Genomic DNA, 12,588 nt, shown 5'->3' on the forward strand with positions numbered 1-12,588 from the left:
CCAATTGACAACTATATGGTGCACGGTTACGTTCTCAGCACGAGAAAATCTGCCCTGCTATTTGCGGTGTCAACATGCCGGGGTGTTTAATAAAATTGGAGATAAAAATGCGCATTCGTTCGCTACTGAGTAGTCTTGTATTGTGCCTGTGCGGCGCAGCATACGCGGAGGAGCCGCCGATCCGGATCGGGGTTATTGGCCCGTTCACCGGCAAATCATCAACCGATATGGGGGAAAGCATGCGCGGTGGCGCGCGTGTATTTCAGGCTGATCTGAATCAGATTGGCGGCGTACTCGGGCGCAAAATCGAACTCGTTGAACGCGATGATCAGGCCAAGCCAGAGCTGGGTGTGGCGATGGCAAAAGAACTGATAGAAAAAGAAAAAGTCGTAGCGGTGGTTGGTTTTGCGAATACGGGTGTTGCGCTGCAGGCGGCGAAAGTATTTCAGGACGCGAAAATTCCTCTGATCGTCAGCGTTGCCACAGGAGCTGGCTTAAGCAAATTCATGCCGCCAGCGGTTCCGCACAGTTATGTGTTCCGTTTATCGGCCAGCGACAGTATTCAACCCGTTGCGATGCTGCATGATGTGGTCGACAAACGTAAGCTGACGCAGATTGCGATTCTGCATGACGACACGCCTTACGGTCAGTTCGGTAAAGATAATCTGGTTGCTGAGCTGCAAAAACGTAAGCTGGCACCAGTCAGCGTGCAGAGTGTGAAAATCGGTGAACAGGATATGACCAGCCAGATGACGCAGGCGAAGCAGGCTGGCGCGCAGGTCATTATCTTGTATTGCCTGTCTTCGGAGGCCGCAGCAGCCGCGAACAGCATGAGCAAGGCAAAAGTGAATCTGCCATTGGTCGGCAGCTGGATTCTGTCGCAAAAGAGTTTTGCTGATACTGCCGGTGGCAATGCAGAAGGTGCGCGTATGCCAGTGACATTTATCGAGAGTGATTCCACCCGCAGCAGCAGTTTTTCTTTATCTTATCTGCGTTTAAATAATGCCAAAATTATTCCTTCGGCGGTAGCAGCGGCGCAGACTTATGATGCCCTGCGTTTGTTGAGTCTGGCGATCATGCAGGCGAACTCGACCGAATCTGAAAAGATCAAAGATGCGTTGGAAGATATGAAATACGAAGCTACCTCGACGGTCGTGACACGCTATAAAAAGCCTTACACGAAAGCAGATCATGAAGCGATCACGCAATCGATGGTCGTCATGGGCGAGATTCGTAAGGGCAAAGTTTCCTACGCGTATAAAGAGGATGCCAGCAGCGGCCTGATTGTGCGTACTAAATAATTCAGAAAGCACCTGACTTTTCTGCAAAGGCAGCAGGCAGCTTATTTTTCGGTCGTTTTAACGACCGTTACAGTACAGGCTGCCTCTGCCACCACCTGCGCGGATACGCTGCCCAGATAGCGTCTTAACGCTGAAGTGCCGCGCGAGCCAATGATGATGTGATCGACATCGTTGTTGTGCGCATATTCGATAATCGCACCTGCCGGGTCCGGCGCTTCAATCACGTGAAACGTGATTTTGTCCGCGCTGATATTCAACGGTCTGGCCCAGTGTTTGAGATCGACCAGTTGTTTGACGTGGATGTTTTCGCCCTGTTTGATCAGGCTGTCGTCCATTCCTATGCGGCTGGTTTTGCGTATGGTCAGGCAGGCCAGCCTTGCACCGGGTTCGGTCTGCAGCATCCGCCGTGTGATATTTCTCAGGTTTTCTGCCAGTGCTTCAGAGCCGCGCGTCAGATCAAGTGCGGCGACAATGATCGGCGCCTTCGCTAATTGTTCCGAAATACTGTGTTGCAAGACTGGCTCTATGCCTGAGGCTTTCAGACGGCGTTTGATCACAGACAGATAGCCATCCTGTTGCGCTTTTTCTGCACGCCCGGTCAGCGTCAGTTGTTCCGGATACTGCAGCAAAAACGCTAACTGTGACGCCGTGTCAAAGCGCGCCGCCGGTTCTACTTCCAGGCAACGCAGAATAATTTCTTGCAGCCAGGCTGGGATATCCGGGCGATGGCTGCGTGGTGGAATCGGGTCGCGGTATAAGCGTTTCTTTAAACCTGAAACGGAGGTCGGATGACCGAAAGGCCGTTCGCCAGTCGCCAGATGGTAAAGTAAAACCCCGAGTGAAAATAAGTCGCTGCGGGGTTCATTGCGCACACCCAGCACTTGTTCCGGTGAGATATACGGCCCTGTGCCCATAGGCAGGCGAAACTCTTCATCCAGCAGATCAGGCAAGCGATCATGGCGTGATAAACCAAAATCGATCAGCACCGCGACCCCATCGCGGAACATGATGTTGCTTGGTTTAATATCCAGATGAATCACATTCTGCCGGTGTAAATCCTGTAAAGCATTCGCGACTTTAATGCCGATAGTGACAACTTCGCTGATCGGTAACGGCGCTTGTGCGAAACGACTGCGTAAGGATTCTCCGGCTATCTGTTCCATCACGATATACGGCTGCGCATCAAAATCACCAGAGCCGAAAAAACGCGGCACGTGTACGCCTTTGAGCTTAGGCATGATCATCTGTTCGACTTCAAACGCGACAATGGCGGTCGGGTCGTCAGAGGAATACAGCAGTGGTACTTTCATGATCAATGGCGGCACACCGTCTTCCAGCCCAGGTTTGCCGACATGACGCTGGCGTAAATCGGTGACGCGCCAGAGTGCGGCCATCCCGCCGGTATGTAATTTTTCTTCTAAGCGGTAGCCATCAAATTCCATCCCGGCCTGCAGGCTGTGCGGGCTCATCTTAATTTCCCGTCAGAAGGCGGGATGCCAGTGCGGCTGGCAGACCCGCGCGCAGAATTTTTGCAGAAGCGGTTTCGTGATCGTAAGGAACGCGGTAATAGGTCAGCTCCAGCGTCTCGGTATCGAAGGTCGCGTAGCACGCCGCAGGGTTGCCATCACGCGGCTGGCCGACAGAACCGGGAATGACCAGCCAGCGCCGCTGCTTGCTCAGCGGTATGCCATTTTCCGGCGTTGGCAGAAACTCCCCGGTTTTTCCGGTCATCGTCATGTGATACAGCGTTGGCACATGCATGTGCCCGCAAAAGGTGATAGCTGCTTTCGAGGCATGCATGCTGCGCATGGCTTCCATCACGCCGTCGATGTATTCCCATTTTTCCGGCGCCCAGGCATTGGCGTGGACTAACAGCAGATCCTGTAATTCAATCCGGTAGGGCAGCTTTGCAATAAAATCGATTTGTGCCGGATTCAACTGAGCACGCGTCCATTCAATCGCCTGACGCGCGGTCGGATTCATGCCTTGTTTATCTTCCTGCAGAATCGCGACGTCGTGGTTACCCATCAGAACGTAAGCGCCTTTGCCGACATACTCCATCACGGTTTGTACAACCCAGGCAGGATCAGCACCGTAGCCTATCAGGTCACCAAGGAAAGCGTAGCGCGTTACGTTTTGTTGTTCTGCATGTGCCAGACATGCGGCAAATGCTTCGCGGTTCGCATGCAGGTCGGTCATCAGCGCGAGCAGCATAGGTCTCTTCCATTTATATAATTAGTTTTATCTGTCTTGCGGATATCATTTTAAGTTAGCTGGCTAACGGCCAGCTTACAAGCTTATTTTTAAGCTTATTTGGGTAATGATGCCTGATATTGATGATAGCCGCGTGCGCGCAATTCGCAGGCAGGGCAGGTACCGCAACCATGACCCCAGTCGTGCAATTGACCGCGTTCGCCGAGATAGCAGGTGTGGGTATCGGCACGGATCAGATCAATCAGGCTTGTACCGCCGAGCTGTCCCGCAAGTTCCCAGGTTTGCGCTTTATCTATCCACATCAGTGGTGTTTCCAGTTTGAGGCGGGTTGCCATGCCCAGATTCAGCGCGACTTGCAAGGCTTTCATGGTGTCGTCGCGACAATCCGGATAACCGGAAAAATCGGTTTCACACATGCCCCCCACCAATACATTCAAATCGCGGCGATAGGCGAGCGTGGCAGCCACCATCATGAACATCAGATTGCGCCCCGGTACGAAGGTATTCGGCAAGCCGTTAGCCTGCATTTCTATGGCAATATTTTCCGTCATTGCCGTATGGGATAATTGCGAAATCAGTGACAGATCTATCATGTGATCTTCGCCAAGCCGCGTTTGCCATTCTGGCGAGAAACTGCGGATTTTCTCCAATAAGGTCGGACGTACCGTTAACTCGATCGCATGGCGCTGGCCATAATCGAAACCGATGGTTTCCACGTGGGCATAACGCGACAATGCCCATGCGAGACAAGTGGTAGAGTCCTGCCCGCCGCTGAACAACACCAGCGCACGGTCGCTATTACTAAATTTATTCATTTTGCAAACTAAAAATAAGGATGGATGAAGTAGGGAGAAACCCTTTGTACTTCATTCTGTCATGATGGTAAGGTTCGTGTGAGATGAATGTTATCGCAAGCCCATGAGTTTTCCTAAAAAATTTCTATCCTCCTCGTTTTTGTCCGTCATCGATCAGGGCATGCTGAGTGCCCTGAACTTCTGCATCGGCGCTTTGCTGATCCGCTTGGTAGATAAAGACGATTATGGTCTGTATGGTCAGTTATATGCTGGCGGGCTGCTGGCGGGCCTGATCGTTGATTCATGGATAGCCGGGCCGCTGACAACGGTCGCCAGTGCGGTGCATGAAAATACTCGCAAGCTATTGTTGCGCCGTTACTGGCAGCGGCAGATCTTCTGGACGGTGGCGATGGGCGTAGCGGCGTTTCTGATCGTCGAATTTGTCCCAGCCGCCACGCATCATAGTAATAAAAACTGGTTAATGGCGGCCGCGTTCGGCCTCTATGTGATCGGCAATGGCCTGCGCGAATACGGTCGCACTGTCGGCTTTATACAATCCGATATTCATAGCGTATTGCGGCAGGATCTGGTGTACGTCGCGGCGGTGTTAGCAGGGATGCTCAGTTTGTATTTATTTGAAGTGATCGATGTTGCCCATGTTTTCATCGTGCTGGCATCTGCTTCATTTCTGTGTGCGTTATTTGGTCGTCATCGCATCATGGATCGCACGGCAACGCAGGTCCGTCAGGTTGATGCGGAAGACGCTGATATTCTGCATGAACATCAGGAAACCATACGCGGCCATGGTCGCTGGGCGGTGCTGGGGGTTATCGTTGGCTGGCTGTCAAATTACAGTTACGTCTATCTTTCCGGTGCATGGCTGGGGCTGGCGGCGATTGCCGACCTGAATGCGTCGCGTTTGCTGCTGATGCCAATTCCGCTGGCAGTGGCAGCCTGGTCCCGGGTCGCACGACCAGAAGCGAGTCGTCTGATGGCAGAACATAACTGGAGCGGTCTGCGCAAGCTGACCATCGTTTCTATCTTAGGCATTGAACTCGTTGTGTTTGCGTATGTGGGCGCGATGTTACTGACTTTGCCGTGGTTGGAAGCATATGTGATCGGCAGCAAATACAGCGGCCTCGGACCTTTGATTATGCTTTGGGGCGGCTATTTCGCAATCAATTCTGTACGCACGATAGGAACGTCATGGCTGATGAGCGGCGGCGCTTTCCGCTCTATGTTTTTTCTTGGAACGGTCACCTTGATACTGGTGGTGCTGATTACCTATCAGGCGATTCCGTATTGGGGCGCTGCCGGTGCAATCTTTGCGCTGATCGCTGTCGAAGTGTTCGAAACGGTGGTGGTCTGGAAATATATTTTGCCCGCTTTACAGAAACGCCCTCAACCGCAATCACCCGCCTGAACAGCGATGTTACGACTGCTTCATCGGTGTGGACTGCATTCTGAAGCATTTTTTGACCGGCTGGAGACTCAATAAATACGCGGGGTTCCAGCGGTCATTCATTTTTCGGTATTGGTGCAGCGATGCGCGCCATATTCCATCATTCCGGCCACACTCATCGTTATTTCTTCACGCTTTCTATGATCTGATCAACATAGTCGCCATCCGCATCGCTGAATTTCAGACGTACCGGATACCAATCCAGGGCAGGTGCAAGCCAGATATCGAGCGCCTGATCTTTAGAATCCGGCGGCGGAGCTTTACTGATATGGATCGTCGCGAACTCACCCAGAGGCGTGCTGGTTTTTTCACTTGCCAGCACTTTGAAACTCCAGGGTTCGGCATCGCGCCGTCCGGCGACAAACATTTTCCATTCGCTGCCCGGTTTGAACTTATCACCAGCGGCACGCGCATACGCAATCAGTTGCCAGGTGGCGCTGGTTCTGTCTTGTTCGCCACCTTTCAGCGTGTAGGTTTCATCCGAGGCGGTAAAGCGCAGGGTTTTGCTATCGTGCTCGAAGCTGGTGACGGTCTCAGGTTTGCGAAAGCGTTTTTCGACAAATTTTTCCGGTGCCAGACCGTAATCACTGATATGACCCTGACTGCTGGCATCGAGGATTTTGCCGACCAGCATCGCGCGCGTTTCTGTCACGATGCTGTATTTTTTGTCGCTGACTTCCCATTTGACGGTCGCCGCACCACCCAGCGGAATGCCGCTTTGCTTTGCCTTGATGGTGTATGAAAGCTCGGCCGCCGGCGGCAGATTAAAGGCCATTTTATTGAAATGTTCCGTTGTGCCTGCGTTTGCCAGCGTAGTGCTAAGAGCAGCGCTGGTAAGTACAGCGGCGATCAGACGAAGAGAAAAAGGGTGGGACATATCATTTTCCAGAAGTGGATTGAAGCTGAATTTTACTGACCGTCTGCGTCGTGACGGCGCCGTTCGTTTCAGTATTACGAATTTGTACCGGATACCACTGATACGCAGGTGCGAACCAGAGTTCCAGCGTGGAGTTATACAGTCCTGTGCGCGGCGGACGCTTGACATGCCAGGTCATGATTTTGCCGAGCGCCGTATCGATTTCTTCCTGGCCGATGACGACAAAGATGAATTGGTTCGCGTCACGATCCTCGGCAACCTGCACCGAAATTTGTCTGCCGGGTTGAAACTGTTCCGGCGAGGCGATCCCTAATCCGGCCAGTTGCATAAAGATTGTCGCCCGGTCTTGCGCGCCTTTGCTCAGCTCGGTGTTTTTATTCGATGATGAAAAGCTCAGCTGGTTGGCATCGTAATCAAAATGCGTGGCCGTTTCGCTGCGCCCGCGCCGCGTTTCGCTCATACGCTTAGGTTGTATTCCATTTGCGGACAGATTGCCTTCGCTTTGCAGTTTGTACAAATTCAGGCTGGTGAACAGCAAATCCAACGATGCCTGCACCTGCATCTGATATTGCCCGTCCTGCGCTTGCCAGCTGATTTCACCGAGGCCATATACCGGGTTCATGTTCGGCGAAATACGCACGACTTTCATATGCATTTTGCCGGATGGCGGTGCGGTGATTTTCAGCCCAGCTAATTCGGTCACCGGATTATCCGCATTATTGGTGCTGGCTGCCGACGCTGCGGCTGTTGCCGGCACTGGTTCCGGCGCAGATATCTCTTGTGCCGGAGATGCAAGCTCCTGATTTGGCGCGGGTTCGGCTACGGGTGTTGTTGGTGGAGTTTCCGCATCGCTTGTGGCCGTGGGCGGCGTGTCGTTCAGTGTTTGATCCGACCTGGCTGCTGTGGTCGCCGGTGTTGCTGTCTTTCTGCGTGCCTGTGGTTTTGGCTTTACTTTTTGGGGAGCTTGAACAGCGTGCGCGATGGTAGCCGGGGCTTCTTTTAACTGAACTTCTATGCTGGTGGTTGCCGGTGTCGCCGCTGGCTTTTCGGTAACAAGGCTTCCCGACAGTAAATGCCATAAAAATAGGTGAAAAGCGATCGCCATGCCTATGAAGATCAGGGCGCGAGAGCGGAAGCGGGCAGGTAAAGTGGAAAGGGTAATGCGATTCATGGCGACAGTGTAAACGCTTGCAGGTTTAGCTGCGATGACATTGCAGGAATTTTATACGGCGTAGAATGCAGGTCTTTGCCTCAGTATCACTTTTGATTATTTATTTCTGGTTATGACTTTTTTTCTGCGCATCACAATTGCAGCATTCCTGAGCCTGCCGTTTTCCACATCGTTTGCCGTAACGTCTAAAGAACCTTTGCCACCGATACGCATTGCGATGATCGATGGTATGAGCGCAGCGTTCACGAATGCCGGCGAAGCGGTGCAGCGTAATTTGCAAATTGCGATCGACAACATCAATGCGCGCGGTGGTGTCCGTTTGCCGGATGGCCAGCATGCGCTGAGTCTGAGCGTGTTTGATAACAAGCAGGGTGTGGAAGAATCCCTGACCTTGTTACGGCAGGTGACTGACCAGAAAATTCCTTTCGTGGTGCAGGGCAACAGTTCTGCTGTCGCTGCGGCGCTGATCGATGCGATCAACAAACATAACCAGCGCATGCCTGATCACCGCGTATTGTTTCTGAATTATTCAGCGGTGGACCCGGTGCTGACGAATGAAAAGTGCAGTTTCTGGCATTTCCGTTTTGATGCGCATGCGGATATGCGTATGAACGTGCTGACCGAGGTCATTAAAGACGATAGCCGCGCCAAAAAAGTGTATCTGATCGGGCAGGATTATAGTTTTGGGCGTCAGGTCGGTAAGTCCGCACGCACGATGCTGGCGCGCAAACGACCGGATATCAGCATCGTCGGCGAAGATCTGCATCCGATAGGCAAGGTCAAGGATTTCGCGCCGTATGCCGCAAAAATCAAAGCCAGCGGCGCGGATACCGTGATCACTGGCAACTGGGGCAATGATCTGACTTTGCTGGTAAAAGCGGTCAAAGAAGCCGGGATGAACATCAAGTTTTACACTTTCTATGCGAATGGCTTGGGCGCGCCGGCCGCGATCGGTGATGCGGGTATCGGGCGGGTGCGTGCGGTCGCCGAATGGCATCCGAATGTGGGCGGCAAAGCGAGCGACGATTTCTATCAGGCATTCCGTAAGCGCTATCCTTTGGCAAAGGATGATTATGTCCATCTGCGTATGCAACTGATGGTGGAAATGCTGGCCAGCGCGATAGAAAAGGCAAAAACTACCGAAGCAGCAGCGGTAGCACGGGCGCTGGAAAATGCGAGTTTCAGCAATGGTTTTCACCAGGCACTGATGCGCGCGGAAGATCATCAGTTATTGCAGCCTTTGTACGTATCCGTCATGCAGAAAAAAGGCGATGCCGGAACGCGTTTTGACAATGAAGGCAGCGGTTACGGTTTTAAAACCGAGCGATTCTTTGAATCCGGATTGACTGCATTACCCAGCTCATGCAAGATGGAGAGACGTTAGCAGAACACTATTCAGTCTTCACATGCAGTGTCATCATGGCGTGCAGACGGCGCCTACATAAGGAGTACACCGATGAGCAATCCTTTTTCTGGTTCTGATATTCCCGGCATGAATTCTATGGGTGATCCGCTCGGATTTATCAAAAAACTCTGGGGCAGTATGAATGTTCCGGGCATGGTCGCACCGCCGATGTCGGTTGATGAACTGGATAAAAAAATTCAGGATCTGAAAACCGTAGAATCGTGGCTGAATGTGAATATGAACATGTTGCGCGGCACGATACAGGCGCTCGAAGTCCAGCGTGCAACGATTGCGACATTGCAATCACTGGGTGAAAATTTTGCCCAGCACATGCAGCAGGCAAGTGCGCAAGCCAATGCACAAGCCAGTGCGGCGCAGACGGATATTCCGAAACCCGGTTCGTCTAACGCGTCTGATCATACCAGCTGGCCTATGCCACCGGCATCGGCGCCTGCACCAGCGCCAGAGCAGGAGTCTGCACCTGCGCCAGCACCTGAGCCTGAGCCTGAGCCTGAGCCGGAAAGTATCCCGCAGCAAACAGCGGAGACTGCAGAGAAAACGGTAAATTCCTCCTCTGGCAATGATGCCAGCGCACCGTTTGCGAACCCGGCAGCCTGGTGGAATCTGCTGCAAAATCAATTCAAGCAAGCGGTCAGCCAGGCAATGGAAGGAGATGGTCTGGCAAAAGAAACACTGAGTAAAGCGGATGCGACAAAGCCAAAAACGAATGCCCGCCCAGGAAAATCTGCGACAGCTTCAGCAAAAACAGCGGCAAAATCAACAGCGAAAGCGAGTGCCTCTGCCGCTACCAAATCAAAAAATAAAACCGGAGTAAGCAGCAAGACCGCAAGCAAAAGTACGCCAAAAACGGCCACAAAAACAGCAGCCAAAACAACTACAAAAACGCCGCAAAAATAATAAATCCTCTGTGTCTTTTGCCCCGAAAATTCAACGTAAAGTGACCTCATGCGACATATAGAACGACACAAAACGCACCGCATAGGCTGGCTGCGTGCCGCTGTGCTCGGGGCGAACGACGGTATTGTATCTACGGCCAGTCTGGTACTCGGTGTGGCAGCAGCCGGAGCGGCTTCCAAAGATATTCTGATTGCGGGAGTGGCTGCGCTGGTGGCAGGTGCAATGTCGATGGCAGCGGGGGAATACGTATCGGTCAGCTCGCAGGCGGATACCGAAACGGCGGATCTTGAACGTGAGCGCAAAGAGCTGGCGGCAGATCCTGCGCATGAGCATGAAGAATTGCGGGATATTTACATTGCCCGTGGCCTCGATGCAGAACTGGCGGCTGCGGTGGCGACACAACTGATGACACACGATGCACTCGGTGCGCATGGACGCGATGAGCTTGGGATTTCCGATGCATTGGCGGCAAGGCCTGTGCAGGCGGCTCTGTCATCGGCAGCCACGTTTGCAATCGGTGCGGTTTTACCTTTGCTGGTGGTTTTCTTGTTTCCCGTCCATTGGCTGATGTGGTCGGTCGCGATCAGTGCGCTGCTGTTTCTTGCTTTACTGGGGTCGGTTGCGGCGTATGCCGGTGGTGCCTCGGTGACGGTGGCGGCTGCCCGCGTTACCTTCTGGGGAGCGCTGGCGATGGCGCTGACGGCCGGCGTCGGTACCTTGTTTGGCGTTGCGGCCTGAGGCTGTCTGCCGTCTTTCCGTAGCTGTCTTGAATTCTTGTGACTGCGGATCAGTGTGTCAGTATGCAAAATGACATCCGCAAAAAGCCCGGTCACGCCGGGCTTTTTTTATACTGAAAAATCGTATCAGCTAAGAGCCTGTGCCAGTGCTGTTTTCACATCTGTATCAGTCCAGTTAATCACACGGCTTTCCGACGTGTTACTGCAGGTGAGTTTGACCTGTGTGGTTGAAACGAATTGCACGCCAACATTGACGCATGTCGAACCTGCCGTACCGACAGCCACCGTGTATTGTCCGCTGGCAGGACGCTGACTCATATTGGTTGAGTCAGCATTGACGACGAGATTGCTGGATGTGACAACCCGATTGGCGTTGCCATGATTACGGGTATAAGTAAAGCCGCTGGTCGTACTCAGGCTGCTACCGCTATTGGTGCTGATGCTGGAAACCGACCCCACGCTGAAGCTTGAGCCCGTTGTCAGGGAGATACCCAGGGTGCCATTCATCACCTGAGTCATTTCCTTGCCCGTAGTCGATGTGTCGTCGGTCGCGCTGAAATTGATGGTGTTAATCGTATAGCGTGTTGTGCCTATGCTGCTGCCATCTTTTACAGTGATATCACCATTATTTTGCAGTGTCGCTGATTTGATGCTGCCGACTTGAACCGGGATACCGGTTAGCCCACCCAGGTAGCCGTTGTCCGCCGGAAACCTGCGGATGCAGTTGTTCATCGTTGTCAGACTGGTGAGATACGAAACACTACCGCCACCGCCGCAACTGCCGTTGTTGCCAGCGATGACAGCCATGTCGTGAAAGTTTGCCAGCATTTGCGTACCAGTCCAGCTTTCAGCGAATACCGTCAGTGCTTCGGTCAATCCAGCGCTCGTGGTTCCTGTTGTTGAGCCTGATGTCTTGCTGGTATCGTCGCCACCACACGCGCTGAGAGCGGCGATCATAGTGATCATGAGCAGACTGTTTTTGCTAACTGGTTTCATAGACGTCCTTGAAAAAATCGGCTGACATTTCATGATGAGCAGGTCAGGTCTGCCCCATTGACAACATGGTAAGCCCGTATTGTAACGGGTAATATCCAAGATGGCAGGGCTATTCAAGCGGATTCGGTCATCGGGAGGATGTTTGTGAATTGTTATCTAGCTTGTGGATCACGGCCAATGCTTCTTTGGTCCATTGTATGCGCCCCTCTTCGTAGGCGATTCCGGCTTTCAGAATCAGATAGTGAATTTCGTTTTCGCGCGACAGTGATGGCGCGTTAAAGTCACGCTCTTCGATTGTCCGATAATTGGCCAACTCCTGTTCATGCAGATGCAAGCGTTTTTCCAGTTCCTCGCTGATTCCCAGCGGACCAATGGCAGCTTCAGCCCGCAGTTTCAGCATCAATTCATCGCGCAGACGCAGTGGGGCGGCGCTTTCGGCGGCCCAGCGCTGCAATTCTGCACGTCCTGCTGGCAATACCTCGAATCGCTTTTTACCCGCGCGGCCACCTTCGACCTCACTCGAGCTGACCCAGCCGTTTTCCTCCATACGTGCGAGTTCACGATAAATCTGCTGATGCGTCGCATGCCAGAAATAACCGATGGATTTATCAAAGCGGCGTGCCAGTTCATAACCGGAACAGGGTTTTTCGATCAGGGAGGTCAATAAGGCGTGGGGCAGGGACATAACAGTACTAGAGTAATTATTCGAGCTT

12 protein-coding genes are annotated in these 12,588 nt (G+C 52.7%); 5 read left to right on the forward strand and 7 right to left on the reverse strand.

The annotated features are described in order from the left end of the window. The first annotated feature begins 107 nt into the window (after positions 1 to 107). Positions 108 to 1,301 carry an ABC transporter substrate-binding protein gene (locus H8K26_RS14090; protein ID WP_186884421.1) on the forward strand — a complete coding sequence of 398 codons (1,194 nt, stop codon included), beginning with the start codon at positions 108 to 110 and terminating at the stop codon, positions 1,299 to 1,301. Between the two features lie 41 nt (positions 1,302 to 1,342). On the opposite strand, the gene H8K26_RS14095 is transcribed toward H8K26_RS14090, so the two are convergent. The 3 genes from H8K26_RS14095 to queC form a co-directional block, all read right to left on the reverse strand. Beyond that, entirely contained in the window at positions 1,343 to 2,770 is a 1,428-nt protein-coding gene (locus H8K26_RS14095; protein ID WP_186884422.1) for a bifunctional serine/threonine-protein kinase/universal stress protein, read from the reverse strand. Between the two features lies 1 nt (position 2,771). After that, on the reverse strand, positions 2,772 to 3,515 hold the full coding sequence (locus H8K26_RS14100; protein ID WP_186884423.1) for a metallophosphoesterase family protein: 744 nt from the start codon (positions 3,513 to 3,515) through the stop codon (positions 2,772 to 2,774). A 95-nt stretch (positions 3,516 to 3,610) separates the two neighbouring features. After that, on the reverse strand, positions 3,611 to 4,330 hold the full coding sequence (gene queC, locus H8K26_RS14105) for a 7-cyano-7-deazaguanine synthase QueC (RefSeq protein ID WP_190480398.1): 720 nt from the start codon (positions 4,328 to 4,330) through the stop codon (positions 3,611 to 3,613). 103 nt (positions 4,331 to 4,433) lie between these two features. On the opposite strand from queC, the gene H8K26_RS14110 reads away from it, so the two are divergent. Next, positions 4,434 to 5,732: a lipopolysaccharide biosynthesis protein gene (locus H8K26_RS14110; protein WP_190480400.1), complete on the forward strand. Its 1,299-nt coding sequence runs from the start codon at positions 4,434 to 4,436 to the stop codon at positions 5,730 to 5,732. 160 nt (positions 5,733 to 5,892) lie between these two features. On the opposite strand, the gene H8K26_RS14115 is transcribed toward H8K26_RS14110, so the two are convergent. Together H8K26_RS14115 and H8K26_RS14120 are read right to left on the reverse strand one after the other, a co-directional pair. Continuing rightward, positions 5,893 to 6,648, reverse strand: coding sequence for a DUF3108 domain-containing protein (locus H8K26_RS14115; RefSeq protein WP_190480403.1), 756 nt, complete (start codon positions 6,646 to 6,648; stop codon positions 5,893 to 5,895). 1 nt (position 6,649) lies between these two features. Further along, positions 6,650 to 7,819 (reverse strand): DUF3108 domain-containing protein, encoded by a 1,170-nt coding sequence (locus H8K26_RS14120; protein WP_190480404.1) that lies wholly within the window; start codon positions 7,817 to 7,819, stop codon positions 6,650 to 6,652. Positions 7,820 to 7,931: 112 nt separating this feature from the next. On the opposite strand from H8K26_RS14120, the gene H8K26_RS14125 reads away from it, so the two are divergent. The 3 genes from H8K26_RS14125 to H8K26_RS14135 all read left to right on the forward strand — a co-directional run bounded on the left by H8K26_RS14125 (position 7,932) and on the right by H8K26_RS14135 (position 10,880). Next, on the forward strand, positions 7,932 to 9,203 hold the full coding sequence (locus H8K26_RS14125) for a branched-chain amino acid ABC transporter substrate-binding protein (protein WP_190480406.1): 1,272 nt from the start codon (positions 7,932 to 7,934) through the stop codon (positions 9,201 to 9,203). A 72-nt stretch (positions 9,204 to 9,275) separates the two neighbouring features. Next, positions 9,276 to 10,142 carry a PhaM family polyhydroxyalkanoate granule multifunctional regulatory protein gene (locus H8K26_RS14130; RefSeq protein WP_190480408.1) on the forward strand — a complete coding sequence of 289 codons (867 nt, stop codon included), beginning with the start codon at positions 9,276 to 9,278 and terminating at the stop codon, positions 10,140 to 10,142. Between the two features lie 48 nt (positions 10,143 to 10,190). Beyond that, positions 10,191 to 10,880, forward strand: coding sequence for a VIT1/CCC1 transporter family protein (locus H8K26_RS14135; protein ID WP_190480410.1), 690 nt, complete (start codon positions 10,191 to 10,193; stop codon positions 10,878 to 10,880). 125 nt (positions 10,881 to 11,005) lie between these two features. On the opposite strand, the gene H8K26_RS14140 is transcribed toward H8K26_RS14135, so the two are convergent. After that, complete coding sequence (locus H8K26_RS14140) at positions 11,006 to 11,875, reverse strand: hypothetical protein (protein WP_190480411.1); 870 nt, start codon at positions 11,873 to 11,875, stop codon at positions 11,006 to 11,008. A gap of 127 nt (positions 11,876 to 12,002) precedes the next feature. Beyond that, complete coding sequence (locus H8K26_RS14145) at positions 12,003 to 12,560, reverse strand: PadR family transcriptional regulator (protein ID WP_190480413.1); 558 nt, start codon at positions 12,558 to 12,560, stop codon at positions 12,003 to 12,005. Positions 12,561 to 12,588 lie beyond the last annotated feature (28 nt).

Source organism: Cognatundibacterium aquatile, assembly GCF_014699135.1.
GTDB classification, from domain to species: domain Bacteria; phylum Pseudomonadota; class Gammaproteobacteria; order Burkholderiales; family Burkholderiaceae_D; genus Undibacterium; species Undibacterium aquatile.